Here is a 15,260-nt window from a genome sequence, read left to right as displayed (position 1 = left end):
ACTCACCGTCCGAGTCGTGCGTGCGGATGAGCACGCGCCGGAGTGGACGGAGGGAGGAGGCTCGGGTGAGCACGGACGGCGAGAAGACCGGCGTCGGGTGGCGGCTGCACGTCGACCCGGCCAGGTGCATCGGCACGGGAATCTGCGCCGGTGCGGCGCCCGGGCACTTCGAGTTGGTGGACGGGCTGTCCCGCCCGCTGGCCGAACGGGTGGCCCCGGCCCAGCCGGTGCTGGACGCCGCCGATTCCTGCCCGATGGCGGCGATCGTCGTCTCCGACCTGGAGAGCCAGCGGCGGATCGCGCCCGAGGAGTAAGGGGGGCCCTTCCTGACGCCCGCCGTGGAGAAGGATGCCCTCTCACGCGGGCGGCGCGTGCCCGGGAGGCAGACCGTCACTCCAGGACGGCGGCGAGCGTGCGGCGGGCCGTGTCGGCCATGACGGGATTGGTGTCCACGTAGTACGGCAGCGCCATCGCCGCCTGGAGGATCGCCCAGCCGCGCCCGCGTTCCCAGGTCGCGTCGTCGACGCCGAGCGCCCGCCGGTACGTCTCACGGGCGGCCGGGGACAGCAGGTTCCAGGCCGGCATGAGGTCCACGGCCGGGTCGCCGACGCAGACCCCGCCCAGGTCGATGACGGCGGCGAGCCGGCCGTCGCGGACCAGCAGGTTGCCGGGCATGAGGTCGGCGTGCAACCACACGTCGGCCCCGGCGTGCGGTGGCGCGTCGAGGCAGCGCCGCCACGCCCGGGCGACGCCGGCGGTGTCGGTCAGCCCGGCGAGCCCGCCAACGATTTGTTGCGGCGGTCGCGCCGCCAACGATTCACCACGCGATGGTCGCGCCGCCAACGATTCACCACGCGATGGTCGCGCCGCCAACGATTCACCACGCGATGGTCGCGCCGCCAACGACCACGCGATGGTCGCGCCGCCAACGAGATACCGCGCGGACGGCGTGCGGGCACCGTGCCGCACTCCGCGGAGGGACGACGCGAGGGCCGGCCCCCCGTCGGGGACCGGCCTTCGTGGCCGTCGCCGGATCAGGAGCTGTAACCGCGGCTCGCGATCCAGTTGGCCAGCGCGTTCACGTCCATCCAGTACTCCTGGACGGCCGGGTCGGCCGGGTCGGCGATCTTCACCGTGTTGCCGTCGTCCTTGTACTCGACGACGGTCAGGTAGTGGCCCGGGTAGCTGTGCCCGACGCCGTCGGCGTCGACCGCGCTGCCCAGGACGTTGGCGATCACGGGCCTACCCGCGTCCACGGCGGTCCGCACGTCTGCCCGCAGCCGCTCGACCTGCTCCTTCGAGGCCACGTCCGAGCCGATCTCGGTGGTCTTGTACCTGCCGGGCGCGTACTCGTTCAGCACCCGCGTGATGTCGAAGGCCGAGTCCGTACCGTTCTCGGTCGTGCCCAGCTTCGCGGCCAGCTCGTCCTGGCTCACGATCTTGCCCTCGGCGGACAGGGCGATGCGGGTCGAGGCCGGGCCGCAGTAGTAGTAGTTCGGCTGGGCCTGGTACTCGTAGCCCGCCCGGTGCCCGCCCGGGTGGTCGGTCGTCTCGGCGCCGGCCGCGTTCCTGGTCTCGGCTGGGGCGGCGTGCGCGGCCACGGCCGGCCCCGCCAGGGCGCCACCGGTCATCAGCAGGCCGGCGACGGACAGCACGCTCTTGCGCAGGATGGGATTCATGTCGAGGCTCCGTTCGGGGGTTTGCCGCCTCCGCGGCGCGGAGGCGCAAGCACCGGGAATGGCGCTCGGCTGGCGGATTCCGGGAGCACACCCGGTCGGCGTTCCGACGGGCGTCGCGCCCGTGCGGGCGGCCCGGTTTCGGTCGTACGGGGATTTCAACCGCCCGCCCCGCGTCGGCCCATCCCGGCCCCGGGGCGACCCTCGTCACGGGCCGACCCGGCCGACCCGGACCTGCCGGGCGAGCGGGTGGCGCGGGCGACGAACCGGTCGACCGGGCACGGACCGCCCGACCGGTCCGATCAGGGCACGGGGCGGCGGGGCGGCTCCGCCGGCGTGCCGGGCCGCCCGGGCAGCTGTCGGTCGGCGTCGGGCGGCTGCTGGCCGGCGTCGGGCAGCTGTCGGTCGGCGGCGCGGCGCCGCTGGGCCAGCCGCCCGAGATAGAACAGCGCGCCCGCCAGTACGCCGATGTCGTCCAGGTAGATCGGGTCCGGCAGCACGTCCACCGGGAAGACCGTGTACGCCAGGGCGCCCCAGAAGGCGACCTTGCCGCCGAGGCCCAGCGTGCCGAGCAGCCGGCGGGCGCGTACCACCCGCACGGCGAGCAGGACGGCGCCGACCAGCGTGGCCAGCGCGACCACGCCGGCCAGCCCCACGAGGATCCACTGCTCCTGCGACATGCCCGCCACGTTAGTCGACGGAAGGGAATGGCCCTTGTCAACGCCTGCGGTGGAGAAGGATTCCCCTCTCACCGGGTTCGGGGCCGCGCGCGACGGCTACGCGGGGACGGCCGCGCGGCCCCGGGCCGCCGTCGACTGGCCGCGGCTGACGGCCGGGATCTCCCGGGTGACGGCCGCCGTCTCCCGGCTCCGTTCGGCGGCCGGCGACCGGCCGTCGGTCACCCCGGACCGGCCGTCGGTCACCCCGGGCAGCAACGATTGCTCATGCGGTGCCGGCGTGGTCGCGGCCAGCGCCTCGTCGCGCAGGCTGCGCGCGGCGACGGCGGCCCGCTCGGCGGCACGCCAGGCGGCCTGCTCCCGCTCCCGGGCCGCCCGCTGCCGGGCGCGCAGGTGGTCCCGGACGGCGCGGCGCAGCACCAGCTCCTGCTCGACCGGGTGCAGCCGCGGGTCCCAGCCGTTGCGGTGCGCGAGGGCGTCCGCGAGCTGCTCCGCGGACAGTTCCCGGCGGCCGTGCGCCTCCCGCGCGGCCCGGTGCAGGTAGCGCTCGCGGTCGGCGTACTCGGCGGGGGTGCGCTCGGTGTTCGGCCGGGGCAGGGCGGCGGCGGTGACCAGCCGGTGGACGTCGGCCTCCGCGGCCTCGTACGCCTGCCAGGCGCTGTCGGCCTCCTCCTGGGCGGCCAGCCACTCGTCGCGCAGCCGTCGGGCCGCGGTCGCCGCCCGGTCGGCCGCGGTCGCCACCTCGCCGGCGTACCGTCGTCGTTCCCGTTCCTCCGCCGCCTCCTTGAGGAGGCTGGGCATGGCGGCCTCGCGGATCCGCCCGCCGGCGACCGAGCGGAACAGGTCGGGCCGGACGACCAGCGCCGCCACGGCGACGGCGGCGACACCCAGGAGGGCCAGCCAGATCGCGGCGGCCTGGGGCACATCGAGCAGGACGGTGGAGAGCGCGGTCTGCATCAGGGGCACCTCGGTTGGTACGACGTGGACTGAGGTTCGTGGCCCGGGTGACGGGCGATGGGGTGCGGTGCGGGAACCGGGGTGACGCCGAGCCGTCAGCGGGCGGACGGCTTTCCGTACGCGTCGATCGCGACGCGGTACGGCTCGTAGCGAGCCGTACGGTGCCGGAAGGAACCCGGGATCAGCGCCGGGGCGGCCCGCGCCGGGCGACGGCGTCCCGTGTCAGGCCGGCGGCCGGGCGATCGGCCGCGGCGGTCGGCGGCATCGCGACGGACGCCGGCTGCGGGGCGCGGAGGGCGGGCCGGGCCGGTGGAACCGTCGCGTCGGCGGGCAGTTCGGCGGCGGGGCGGGGGCCGCGGCGCAGCTCGTCGACCCGGCTGGCCACGACGACGGGATGGGCCGGCTCGGCGGCGGGCGAGGCGGCGGCCGGCACCGCGGTCGTGGCGCCGAGGCCGACCGCGAGGACCAGGGCGGTCACCGCGAGGCGACCCAGCTCCCGAACCCGGCGCAGGCGCGCCGACCAGGACGGATCAGCGTCGCGCAGCGTCGCCTGCCAGGACGGATCAGCGTCGCGCAGCGTCGCCGGCCAGGACGGATCAGCGTCGCGCAGCGTCGCCGGCCAGGACGGATCAGCGTCGCGCAGCGTCGCCGGCCGGACGGCGCGGGCGGACGCTACGGACTGCACCCCACCAACCTAGCTGCGTCACGGGAGACCCGCAGCCTCAACGGCGTGTCGCCCTGGTGAGCCCGGCCACGACCGGTGTGGACGATCGCGAAACGGCGCGGCACCCTCCACAGGTGGAGGATGCCGCGCCGTGCGGGTGAGGGGCGGTTCAGCTCGCGCCGAGGACCGGCGGGGCGGCGGTGTTCCCGTCGCTCCAGACCATCTCGTCCTCGGTCAGCCAGGTCAGCCGCTCGGCGGAGTCGTCCTCGTCGCGGCCGCCGTGCCCACCGAGCACGCCACCCCGGCCGCCGGCCGCGCCGGCCTTGCCGAGCTGGGCCCGGCCAACGCCCGTCGCCGCGCGGTTCTCGGCGCTCGGCACGGGACCGGCCGGCCGCGCCGCCGGCGCGGTCGTGCTGCTGCCCGACCCGGCCAGCACACCGGTGCCACCGGCGATCAGGCCACCCGGCGCGGCGCCGACGGACGTATTGAAGAGCAGCCCCGATCCGGTCGTGCCGGTGCCGCCTCCGGCCAGGCCCGTGGTCGGCCCGCCCGCGACCGGAAGCGGACCGCCGAGCGACGGGTCCGCGCTGGCGAGGGAGGTGCCGGTGCCCAGGTCGACGCTGGTGCCGCCGCCGACCGTGCCGTCTCCGGTGCCGTCGCTCCCGCCGGTCAGCCCCGAACCGCCGGTCGGGCCGTGCGCCGGGCTGTCCGGCGCGGTGATCGTCTTGTGGCCGGCGGTCGGGGTGCCGTTGGTGCCCCCGACGGACCCCGGCGTGGTGGCCCCGGGGCCGGCGGACGGGTTGGTCGGGGTCGTCTCGGGGTGGTACGGCAGCTCCTCGTGCGGGTCGGGCGGGGAGACCATCCGGCCGTACGCGGACAGGTCGTAGCCGGCGGCGAGCTCGGAGACGACCTGCACCATCCGCTGGTGCGCCTTCTCCTGCTCCTCCTTGTCCTGCTGGTGCCCCATGATCCCGCCGACGATCGCGCCGGGCAGGCCGAACATCGCGCCGCCCTTCACCGCGCCCGAGACGGCCTTGTCGTGGTCGTCGGTCTCCTCCGGGCTCTCGGCCTCCTTCTGCGCCGTGCGCAGATGGGTGGCCATCAGGGTCAGACCCTGCCGGACGTCGGCCATCCCCTCCGAGAGGGTGGTCGAGTAGTCGACGATCAGCGACAGCCGGCGCTGGAACTCCCGGCCGGCGTCGCCCGTCCAGGTGTTGGCCAGCTTCTCCAGGTCGCCCTTCAGGTCACGGGCGAGATCGTCGAGGGTGCCCTTCATCGAGTCCCACCCCGTGGCCAGCCCGTCGATCTGGGCCGGGTCGCCGGCGTTCACGCCGTTGTAGAGCTCCTGGTGGCTGACGTGCTGGTAACGCGCCGTGTACTCAGACACGCGGGTCCTCCTGCCTGCCCAGCGCGTCGTCGACGCCGCTCAGGGCAGCGGCGATGTCGGCCGCGTTGGCCGCGTTGCGCGCCTCGGTGGTCCGGTAGTTGGTCAGGATCGTGCTGGTCGCGCTCTGCGCGGCCTTGACCGCGTCACGGAGCCGTTTGACCTGCTGGGCGTAGCTCAGGTGGAGTTCGGTGTAACGCCGGGCGTTGCTCGTTCCGTCGGCGAACGCGCCCAGCGCCGGCGGCCGGCACTGCAGCTCGGTGTTGAGCTTCTTCAGCACGGCCTCGGCCTCGCTGAGCCGACCGGCCAACCGCTGCTGGAAGTCCTCTAGGGACAGTACGTCGACTGTCGTGCGCCCGGTCATGGCAGCATCCCCGTAGTCCTCGTTGATACCTGTTGGCGTGGATCAGGTTAGACGACGCCCACCCGCCCGGGCGACCCGACGAGGCGCGGACGCCCGACCAATGTGATCACCCGCCGGTGGCGGGGCTCTGGCTCGGCTCGGTCGACCCGCCGTCCGACGGGGTGCGGCTGGCCCCGCCCGTCGGCGTCCGGCCCGCCTGGTCGTCCGGCGTGGTGCTCGGCCCGGCGCTCGACGTACGGCTCGGCTCCGGGGACGCGCTGCGGCTCGGGCTCTCCGTCGGCGTGCGGCTCGGCTCGGCCGTCGCGCGACCGGTCGTGGGGGCGAAGTGGGCGAAGGCGTCCTCCCGATCGAGGGTGGGACCGGTCGGGATCAACGCCAGCAGCGACGCGGGCACGGCCAGCGGGGTCACCCCCTCGTACCCGAGCGCCTGCTGCGCCCCGGCGCCGAGCGGGTAGCGCACGCCCTGGGCGCTGATCAGATAGACCGTGGCACCCGCCGCGCCCGTGCCGCTCTCACCGGCGCCCGGGGCGGCCTGCGCCAGTACGCCCTTGCCGCCGGGCAGCAGCACCTGCTCGGCGGTGCGGACCGCGTCCCGGGTGCCCTGCCGCACGGGCACGGCGGGGCCGTTCAGCTCGGGCGGCAGCCGGTCGTAGAGCTCCACGGTGGTGACGGGCGGCCCGCCGGGGGTGCCCCTGCGGTACGTCGCGCAGAGCACCGTCTGGCCCGCCCGGACCGGCTGCAGCGCCGGCAGCGTCTGCGGCGTGCCCTCCGGATCCAACCGCTCCTCGACGAGCAGCCGGCCGGCCTGGTCCGGGGTGATCTCGGTGATCTCGCCGCCGCGGCGCAGCAGCAGCAGGGCCGTGACCTCGCCGATCTGCGCCAGCCCCTCCCGGGTCAGCACGTAGTGCAGGCCGGCGGCGCGGAAGACCTGGCCGACGCGGGCCGGCCCGTCGCCCAGGGTGAACCGGCTGACCTCCCCCTCGCCGGGGATGTCGGGCTCCCGCAGCATCGGCCCGGCCGGCACCGCGTTGAGTAGTTGCTCGCCGACGTTCAGCGTGGGCGAGCCGGCCATCTTCAGCGCCGCGATCGCCGGGTCGCCGCCGACGATGCGCAGCCGGGCGTCGCGGGTGAGCAGGTACCGCTCCCCGTCGACGGTCACCAGCACCCCGCGCTCACCCAGCCGCGTGCCGCCGGAGAGCGGCCGGTCGATGGCGACCCGGGTGGTGGAGCGGCGCGGGTCGGCCGGGTCCGGCACGTCGCAGACCGACCAGGGCAGCTCGACCAGCGACTTGCGGTCGGGCAGCGCGTCCGGCGCGCCGACGATCCCGACCGTGCGGCCGCGCGGCCGGCCGGCGATCGACGCCTGCGACATTGTCCGCACCGTCGGCTGCGCCTCGTTGAGGATCAGCCGCGCCGAGGTGTAGTTCAGGGTGGGGTTCAGCAGCCCCGCCGCGTAGACGTACGTCGCCCCGGTCTCCCGCTCGATCACCAGGGTGTTCTCCTCGAGCGGGGCGGCGTTGCCAGTGAGCTGCCCGTACGCTCCGACGCCGCCGAGCACGACGGCCGCGGCCACCACGCTGCCGACGACCGCCAGGCCGAGCCGCCGCATCGGCAGGTTGGTGGTCTCCGGGTCGCCGGAGAGCAGTGCGGAGACGATCCGGCGGGTGACGAAGCGGTACGCCTGCACCTGGTCGCGGCGGGTCCGCATGACTTACCTCCGGCGGGGTGGGTCCGGCGGCGATCAGGTCGGAGCTCCGCCGCGGGCTTCCCTACGATAAGGGGCCGCCGGTCGCGGATCGGGACCACCGCCCGCCCCGGCGCCGCCGGAGGGAAGCCCGCAGTCGAGAAAGGGACGCCACCGATGACGCAGGTCCAGGCGCCACCCGGCCCCCCAGCCGCCGGCCCGGCCGGCCCGCCCGCCCGGTCGGCGTCGCTCGCCCCGTCGGCGCCGCCCGACCGTACGGTGCGCGTGGCCGACCGGCGCAGCCGTGGCCGGCTCGGCCCGGTCGTGGTCGGGCAACTCGTCGTGGTGGAACTCTGCGCCGTGGCCGTGTACGCCGCGCTCGGCGGCCCGGCCTGGCTGGTCGGTGCCGTGGCCGTGCCGGCGGTGGCGCTGGTCGCCGCCGCCTTCGCCCGCCGCGGGGGCCGCTGGTGGTACGAGGACCTGCTGCTGCGCCGCCGGCTGCGGCGTCGCCGGGGGCGGGCCCGCGTGGCCGTGCACGACGGCGGCCCGAACGACCCCCGGCTGGCCGCCCTGGCGCCGGAGCTGACCGTCATCGAGCTGACCGAGCGGGGCACCCGGCTCGGCATCGGCCAGGACGGCCAGGGCTGGTTCGCGGCGGTGGCGCTGGACCCCCGTCCCGGCGCACCCGCCGGCTCGGTCGACGCGGCGGCGGTGGACCGGGCGCTGGCCGTGCTGGCCGACTTCGCCGCGCCGGTCTCCCTCGTCCAGGTGGTCTCGCACACCCTGGTCTGGTACCCGGCACCCGGCGCGCCCCCGGCCGCGCACCGCACTGTCTGGGCGGCGGTACGACTCTCCGTCCGGGACGCCCGGACCGAGGCGGTGACCCGGGGCGGCGGGATGCTCGGCGTGCACAGGACGGTGGCGACCGCCGTGGGCCGGCTCGGCAAGGCGCTCAACGCGGCCGGCCTGAGCCACCGCGTCCTCGGCCGGGACGAGCTGCGCGCCGCCGTCGTCTCGGCGTCCGGCGTGGACCTCGCGTCCGCGCCGCAGGCGGAGACCTGGACGGGGCTGCGCGGCGGCGGTTGGACGCAGCGCTGCCTGGCCTTGCGGGCCCGGCCCGGGGTGCCCTGGGGCGCCCTGGTGGACGCCGTCACCGCGACCTCGGCCCCCTCGCACACCCTCGCCGCCGTGGTGCGCCCCGGCGCCCGGCCGGCCCCGCTGCTGCGCGTGGCGGCCCCGGCCGACCACATCGAGGCGCTGGTCAAGGTGGTGCGGGACGTGGCCCGGCGTGGCGGCGTGCCGACCCGCCCGCTGGACGGCGAGCACGGCCCCGGCGTGTACGCCACCGCCCCGGTCGCCCTCCGGCTGGCCGACCTCCCCACGGACTGACCCCGCCCGGGGCGGGTGGGGTCAGGTCAGGGGCGGAGGTTGACGATCCAGCCGTACAGACCGCAGACCCAGACGGCGAGCGGGACCAGGGCGATGATCAGCAGGATCTCGACGATGTCCAGCAGCCGGCCCCAGACCGGCGAGATCGGCTTGCCGGCCACGGTCAGCCCGTAGACGAGGCTGACCACGGCGGCCAGCACCAGGCCGCCGAGGACCAGCCCGAGCTTCACCGCGGTCGAGGCGCCGGCGAAGGTGGCCGCCGCCGCCAGGCCCAGCCCGAGGGTGCCGGCGAACAGCACGGGTACCCGCAGGGCGCGGCCGAGGAACGGGCGGGCGCGCAGCAGCGACAGCAGGGCCAGCACCAGGCAGAGCAGCACGGCCGGCAGCCGGCCGTCCAGGGCGAGGATCACCTCGCCGCCGAGCACCAGCAGCGCCACGGCCCAGAGCAGGCCGGTGAGGAACCCGTCGGCCCGCTCGCTCAGCCGCAGCACCCGGCGGCCGTCGACGCTCTCGGTGTCGTTCTTCAGGTCGTCGGGGCCGGTGGGGATCGACGGTACGGGGAGCCGGGCCAGCCGGTAGGCCGCCATCGGCAGGGCCGGCACGGTGGCGAACGCCACGGTGGCCACCACCGCCGCGCCGGCCGGCGCGCCCACCCCGAACGCCAGGGTGACCGCCGCGCCGAGGCCGACCGCACCGGCGACCGCCGTCGCGCCGAAGAACAGCGGGACCCGGTCCCCGACGGCGAGCACCGACACCGCCCCGAACACCACCACCGCGGTCGCGGCCAGGAGCAGGTGCGGGCCGCCCAGCTCGGTCAGCGTCCGGTCCCCCGCCAGCACCAGCAGGCCGCCGACCCCGGCGTACCCGAGGCCGGCCAGGGCGAGCACGGAACCCGTGCGGCTGTCGCCGGCCGCGCGGGACAGCACGGCGGCGCTGACCACCAGGGCGAGCGCCACCAGCAGGGCGGCGACCGCCCCGGGCAGCTGCGGCGGGCCGGCGAACAGCGCCGCCAGCGCGCCGGCCCCCAGCGCCGCCGCCGCGAACAACACCGCGAAGGACCGCGTCGTGCCCACCTGCCAGGCGCCCGGCCGCTGGTTGGTGGCGGTCGCCACGGCGTCGACCACGTCGTCGAAGACGATCTCCGGGGCCGCCGCCGAGCGGGGGTTGAAGTACAGCACCTCGCCGTCGCGGACGCCCAGCTGCGCGGCGGTACGGCCGCCGTCGAGCGGCTGCCCGCCGAGCCGGGACAGGCTCCAGCCGCCGTGCCGTACCCCCTCGTCGGCGAGGTCCTCGCCGGCGTACCGCAGCAGGGTCGGCAGCAGGTCGGCCAGCGGGACGTCCGATGGCAGGGCGAGGTCCATCCGGGTCCGGGGGGCCACGATGGTGATCCGGCTCAGACCACCCGTCGCCGTCTTCGTCGCCACTGATGGCCTCCTCGCGCTCGCCTACGATCCATCCGCCGGACGGCACCATCCCCCGTGGGGTCCACGACGCCCACGGGAGATTACCTAGGATGACGTCCGCGTACGATGCCCACCCGACGGCCCGCGCTCGGGCGGGGCAGCACCGCGGAGCTCGCCGCGTCGAACAGCGTCGTCGTGCCACCCCGGTCGCACGCCACGCCGCGCCGGTCGGCGTCCGGGCCGCTTCTGGGGGAGGAGACAGCCGTGAGCACCGTCGTGTTCCGCCGGCTTCCGCGCCAACCGGGTCCCGCCCTGCCGCGCGGCGAGGTACTGCTGGAGTCCCCGCCGGAGCTGCCCGAGCAGACCCCCCGGGGCATGGGGCAGCTGCTGATGATCCTGCCGATGGTCTGCGGCGTGGGCGCGATGGCGTTCCTCTACGCCGGCCGGGGCGGCGGCGTGATGACGTACGTCGCGGGCGGCCTCTTCGGCGTCTCGATGCTCGGCATGGCGATCGGCTCGCTGAGCCACGGCAGTGGCGACAGCAAGGCCGAGCTGAACGCCGAGCGCCGCGACTACATGCGCTACCTCGCGCAGATGCGCAAGCGCACCCGGCGGGCGGCGGAGCAGCAGCGAACCGCGATGACCTGGCGGCACCCGGAGCCGGACGCGCTCTGGTCGATCGCCGCGTCGCGCCGGCTGTGGGAGCGGCGGATCACCGAGGACGACTTCGGCGAGGCCCGCATAGCGATCGGCCCGCAGCGGCTGGCGGTGGAGATCGTGCCCCCGGAGACGAAGCCGGTCGAGGACCTGGAGCCGATGAGCGCGATCGCGCTGCGCCGGTTCGTCCGCGCCCACTCCACCGTGCCGGACCTGCCCACCGCGCTGTCGGTGCGGGCGTTCTCCCGGGTGGTGCTGCGCGGCGACCGGGAGCCGGTGCTCGACCTCGCCCGGGCGGTGCTCGGCCAGCTGGTCACGTTCCACGCCCCGGACGACCTGATCGTCGCGGTGGTCGCCGCGCCGGACCGGCAGCCGGTCTGGGACTGGGTGAAGTGGCTGCCGCACGCCCAGCACCCGGGCAGCACCGACGCGGCGGGCCCCCGCCGGCTCGTCTTCGCCACCCTCGCCGAGGCCGAGGAGGCCCTCGCCGACGAGCTCGCCGGCCGGCCCCGGTTCGCCCCGGAGGCCAAGCCGCTGACCACCGCGCCGCACCTGGTGGTGCTGATCGACGGCGGCGAGGTCGCCGCGACCTGTCACCTGAACGGTCCGAGCCTGCTCGGCACCACGGTCGTCGACCTCTCCGGCACCGTGTCCCGGGACGCCGGGCGCTGGCTGCTCTGCCTGGACGCCGGCGACGGCAGCTCGCTCGACCTCGTCCGCGGCGCGTCCTCGTCCCGCCTGGGCACGCCGGACCGGCTCAGCGCGGCGGCGGCCGAGGGGCTGGCCCGGCAGATCGCCCCCTACCGGCTGTCGCAGCAGCAGGCCGCCACCGACGAGCCGCTGGCCCGCAGCATGGAGCTGCCGGACCTGCTCGGCGTCGGCGACGCCGCCACGGTGGACGTGCAGCAGACGTGGCGGCCGCGCAGCCAGCGGGACCGGCTGCGCATCCCGCTCGGCCTGGGGCCCGACGGCAACGTGGTGGAACTGGACTTCAAGGAGTCCGCGCACGAGGGCATGGGCCCGCACGGCCTGGTGATCGGCGCGACCGGCTCCGGCAAGAGCGAGCTGCTGCGTACGGTGGTGGCCGCGCTCGCGGTGACGCACTCGTCGGAGGAGCTGAACTTCGTCCTGGTCGACTTCAAGGGCGGCGCCACCTTCGCCTCGCTGGACGCGCTGCCGCACACCAGCGCGGTGATCACCAACCTGTCCGACGAGCTGCCGTTGGTCGACCGGATGCGCGACGCGCTGGCCGGCGAGATGAACCGCCGGCAGGAGGTGCTGCGGGCGGCCGGCAACTACGTCTCCCGGTACGACTACGAGAAGGCGCGGGCCGCCGGCGAGCGGTTGGAGCCGATGCCGAGCCTGCTCATCATCTGCGACGAGTTCAGTGAGCTGCTCGCGGCGAAGCCGGACTTCATCGACCTGTTCGTGATGATCGGCCGGCTGGGTCGGTCGCTCGGCGTGCACCTGCTCCTGGCCAGCCAGCGGCTGGAGGAGGGCAAGCTGCGCGGCCTCGACACCCACCTGTCGTACCGGATCGGTCTGCGTACCTTCTCGGCCGTGGAGAGCCGGATCGTGCTCGGCGTGCCGGACGCGTACGAGCTGCCCAGCGCGCCCGGCCACGGGTACCTGAAGACCGACACCGCCACCATGCTGCGGTTCCGGGCGGCGTACGTGTCGGGGCCGTACCGGACGCCGGGCCAGCAGGCGAAGTCGTCCCAGGCGCTGGTGCAGCGCCGGATCGTGCACTACGGCACCGAGTTCGTGCCGATGCGTGCCCCGGAGCTGCCGGTGGAGCCGGTGGCCGAGCCGGAGCAGCCCGTCGACGGCAAGGCCGTGGCGATGCTCGACGTGCTGATCGACCGGCTCAAGGGCAAGGGCAAGCCGGCCCACCAGGTGTGGCTGCCGCCGCTGTCGGAGCCGCCGAGCCTGCTCGACCTGCTCGCCCCGTTGAAGGTCGACCCCAACCACGGCCTGACCACCGACGGCTGGCAGGGGCGCGGCCGGCTCACCGTCCCGGTGGGCGTCGTCGACCGCCCGTACGAGCAGCGGCGCGACCCGATGATGGTGGAGCTGGACGGCGCGGGCGGCAACGTGGTCATCGTCGGCAGCTCGCTGAGCGGCAAGAGCACGATGCTGCGCTCGTTGCTCGCCTCGCTGGCGCTTACCCACACCCCGCGTGAGGTGCAGTTCTTCTGTCTGGACTTCGGCGGTGGCGCGCTGCGCAGCCTGGAGGGGCTGCCGCACGTCTCCGGCGTGGCCGGGCGGCGGGACACGGAGGCGGTCCGCCGTACCGTGGCCGAGGTCGTCGCCGTCATCGAGGAGCGGGAGCAGCGGTTCGCCCAGCACGGGATCGACTCGGTGGCCGCGTACCGCCGGCGGCGGGCGGCCGGCGAGTTCGCCGACGACCCGTTCGGCGACGTCTTCCTCGTGGTCGACGGCTGGAACACGCTGCGCCAGGAGTACGAGGAACTGGAGCAGACGGTCACCAACCTCGCCGCCCGGGGGCTGGGCTTCGGCGTGCACGTGGTGATCACGGCGGTGCGCTGGGCGGAGATCCGGATCAACATGCGGGACCTGCTCGGCACCAAGCTGGAGCTGCGGCTCGGCGACCCGGCCGAGTCGGAGATCGACCGCCGGACCGCGCAGAACGTGCCCGAGAAGACCCCGGGCCGCGGCCTGACCCGCGACAAGCTGCACTTCCTGGCGGCGGTCTCCCGTATCGACGGCAGCCGTAAGGTCGAGGACCTGACCGAGGCGTCGGTCGCCCTGGCCACGCACGTGGCCCGGGCGTGGCGGGGCCGGCCGGCCCCCAAGGTACGGCTGCTGCCACGCAAGCTGCCGCTGCACGAGCTGGTCCGGGTCGCCGACCGGTCGGTGCCCGGCCTGCCGATCGGCGTCAACGAGTCGGCGCTCGCCCCGGTCTACCTGGACCTGGCCAACGAGCCGCACCTGACCGTGTTCGGCGACGCCGAGTGCGGCAAGACGAACCTGCTGCGGGTCGTCGCCAGAGGCATCGTCGAGCGGTACACCCCGGCGCAGGCCCGGCTGGTCATCGCCGACTACCGGCGCGGCCTGCTGGGCGCGGTGGAGGGCGAGCACCTGCTCGACTACGCCCCGTCCAACCAGGTGTTCGCCCAGGGGCTCGGCTCCATCCGCAGCGCCCTGCAGAACCGGCTGCCCGGGCCCGACGTCACCACCGCCCAGCTGCGCGACCGGAGCTGGTGGAAGGGGCCGGACCTGTACATCCTGGTGGACGACTACGACCTGGTCGCCTCGGGCGGCAACAACCCGCTCAGCGCGCTGCACGAGCTGCTGCCGCAGGCCCGCGACATCGGCCTGCACCTGATCATCACCCGGCGGGTCGGCGGCGTCGCGCGGGCGCTCTACGAGCCGGTGCTGCAACGCCTGCGCGAGCTGGACTCGCCCGGGCTGCTGATGTCCGGCAGCCGGGAGGAGGGCCCCGTCTTCGGCACGCTGCGGCCGAGCCCGCAGCCGCCGGGCCGGGGCACGCTGGTGCGCCGCCGCGACGGTCAGCAGCTGATTCAGACCGCCTGGTCGGACCAGGCGTGACAGGCTCCTCACCGGCTGTGGAGCCACAGTGGAGAGTTGGCAGGGAATGCCGGGGGAGGGCTGCGCCGGTTAGACCCGGTCGGTTACCGTCTCTTCCGGAGTGTCCGTCGGTGGGGTTGGTTGCCTTGCCGCGGGGGAGGGCGCGGCGGTGCCGCCGCCACAACGATGACGGAAGGGTGTGAAGCATGGCGTTCGAGGTCGAAGCATCGACTCTGCATACCGCGGCGAATGACGTGCGGTCCACGCGCAGCGACGTCGACGGCGAGCTGAAGAAGCTGTGGAACGTCGTCGACGACCTGGCCATGGCCTGGAAGGGTTCGGCGTCCACGGGCTTCCAGCAGCTCATGCTGCGCTGGAACGAGGACACCGCGAAGCTGCTGACGGCGATGGACAACATCGCCGACCTGCTGGACAAGTCCGGTACGACCCACCAGGTCAACGACGAAGAGCAGCAGCAGATGCTGGACAAGTTCCACGCTGCTCTGAACCCGTGACCGGCAGCCAGGCGCAGAGGAGGAAATCGTGACGATCAAGGTTGACTACGCGGTCCTCGAGAGCAGCAACCAGCAGATGCAGGCCATCTCGCGGACCATCGACGAGAAGCTCGACACGCTGCGGTCCATGCTGACGAAGCTCCAGTGGGACGGCCAGGACCGGGCCGCCTACGAGCAGCACCAGGCCCAGTGGGACGCGGCCGTTCGGGACATCAACAAGGTCCTGAACGAGATCGGTGGCGCGGTCGGCATCGCCCGCGAGAACTACGTCACCACCGAGATGAGCAACTCCAAGGTCTGGGGCTGAGAATATCGCCGGCGCGGCTCCGGTCCGGCTC

At 75.0% G+C, this 15,260-nt stretch carries 14 protein-coding genes; 5 read left to right on the top strand and 9 right to left on the bottom strand.

Annotation, left to right across the window (positions count from 1 at the left end; translation table 11 throughout):
* The first annotated feature begins 65 nt into the window (after positions 1–65).
* Positions 66–314, top strand: coding sequence for a ferredoxin (locus ACGFIZ_RS18980; protein ID WP_393420891.1), 249 nt, complete (start codon positions 66–68; stop codon positions 312–314).
* A 76-nt stretch (positions 315–390) separates the two neighbouring features.
* On the opposite strand, the gene ACGFIZ_RS18975 is transcribed toward ACGFIZ_RS18980, so the two are convergent.
* From ACGFIZ_RS18975 to eccB, 8 genes are all read right to left on the bottom strand, one after another.
* The gene (locus ACGFIZ_RS18975) at positions 391–813 is read right to left on the bottom strand and encodes a phosphotransferase (RefSeq protein WP_393420889.1); all 423 of its coding nucleotides are present in this window, start codon (positions 811–813) and stop codon (positions 391–393) included.
* Positions 814–1,034: 221 nt separating this feature from the next.
* The gene (locus ACGFIZ_RS18970; protein ID WP_393420887.1) at positions 1,035–1,679 is read right to left on the bottom strand and encodes a C39 family peptidase; all 645 of its coding nucleotides are present in this window, start codon (positions 1,677–1,679) and stop codon (positions 1,035–1,037) included.
* Positions 1,680–1,978: 299 nt separating this feature from the next.
* On the bottom strand, positions 1,979–2,356 hold the full coding sequence (locus ACGFIZ_RS18965) for a YkvA family protein (RefSeq protein ID WP_393420885.1): 378 nt from the start codon (positions 2,354–2,356) through the stop codon (positions 1,979–1,981).
* A 96-nt stretch (positions 2,357–2,452) separates the two neighbouring features.
* Complete coding sequence (locus ACGFIZ_RS18960) at positions 2,453–3,310, bottom strand: hypothetical protein (protein WP_393420883.1); 858 nt, start codon at positions 3,308–3,310, stop codon at positions 2,453–2,455.
* A gap of 181 nt (positions 3,311–3,491) precedes the next feature.
* On the bottom strand, positions 3,492–3,995 hold the full coding sequence (locus tag ACGFIZ_RS18955) for a hypothetical protein (RefSeq protein WP_393420881.1): 504 nt from the start codon (positions 3,993–3,995) through the stop codon (positions 3,492–3,494).
* A gap of 148 nt (positions 3,996–4,143) precedes the next feature.
* A complete protein-coding gene (locus ACGFIZ_RS18950; protein ID WP_393420880.1) occupies positions 4,144–5,361 on the bottom strand; it encodes a WXG100 family type VII secretion target in 1,218 nt (405 codons plus the stop codon).
* Entirely contained in the window at positions 5,354–5,722 is a 369-nt protein-coding gene (locus ACGFIZ_RS18945) for a hypothetical protein (RefSeq protein WP_393420879.1), read from the bottom strand. The genes ACGFIZ_RS18950 and ACGFIZ_RS18945 overlap by 8 nt, the downstream gene beginning before the upstream one ends.
* Positions 5,723–5,828: 106 nt before the next feature.
* The gene (eccB, locus tag ACGFIZ_RS18940; RefSeq protein WP_393420877.1) at positions 5,829–7,430 is read right to left on the bottom strand and encodes a type VII secretion protein EccB; all 1,602 of its coding nucleotides are present in this window, start codon (positions 7,428–7,430) and stop codon (positions 5,829–5,831) included.
* Positions 7,431–7,583: 153 nt separating this feature from the next.
* Between eccB and ACGFIZ_RS18935 the strand changes: the two genes are divergently transcribed.
* Positions 7,584–8,795, top strand: coding sequence for a type VII secretion protein EccE (locus ACGFIZ_RS18935; protein WP_393420875.1), 1,212 nt, complete (start codon positions 7,584–7,586; stop codon positions 8,793–8,795).
* A gap of 26 nt (positions 8,796–8,821) precedes the next feature.
* Here the strand turns inward: ACGFIZ_RS18935 and eccD are convergent, their stop codons facing one another.
* On the bottom strand, positions 8,822–10,219 hold the full coding sequence (eccD, locus tag ACGFIZ_RS18930) for a type VII secretion integral membrane protein EccD (RefSeq protein ID WP_393420873.1): 1,398 nt from the start codon (positions 10,217–10,219) through the stop codon (positions 8,822–8,824).
* A 243-nt stretch (positions 10,220–10,462) separates the two neighbouring features.
* Here eccD and eccCa point away from each other — a divergent pair, with 243 nt between their 5' ends.
* The 3 genes from eccCa (at position 10,463) to ACGFIZ_RS18915 (ending at position 15,229) form a co-directional block, all read left to right on the top strand.
* Complete coding sequence (gene eccCa, locus ACGFIZ_RS18925; RefSeq protein WP_393420871.1) at positions 10,463–14,428, top strand: type VII secretion protein EccCa; 3,966 nt, start codon at positions 10,463–10,465, stop codon at positions 14,426–14,428.
* Between the two features lie 185 nt (positions 14,429–14,613).
* A complete protein-coding gene (locus tag ACGFIZ_RS18920; RefSeq protein WP_347667219.1) occupies positions 14,614–14,922 on the top strand; it encodes a WXG100 family type VII secretion target in 309 nt (102 codons plus the stop codon).
* Positions 14,923–14,950: 28 nt separating this feature from the next.
* The gene (locus ACGFIZ_RS18915; RefSeq protein WP_393420868.1) at positions 14,951–15,229 is read left to right on the top strand and encodes a WXG100 family type VII secretion target; all 279 of its coding nucleotides are present in this window, start codon (positions 14,951–14,953) and stop codon (positions 15,227–15,229) included.
* Positions 15,230–15,260 lie beyond the last annotated feature (31 nt).

The sequence above is a fragment of the Micromonospora sp. NPDC048830 genome, assembly GCF_043198215.1.
Taxonomy (GTDB): domain Bacteria; phylum Actinomycetota; class Actinomycetes; order Mycobacteriales; family Micromonosporaceae; genus Micromonospora.
Note: the sequence above shows the minus strand (reverse complement) of the source record. Positions and strands in the feature narration are given on the sequence as shown.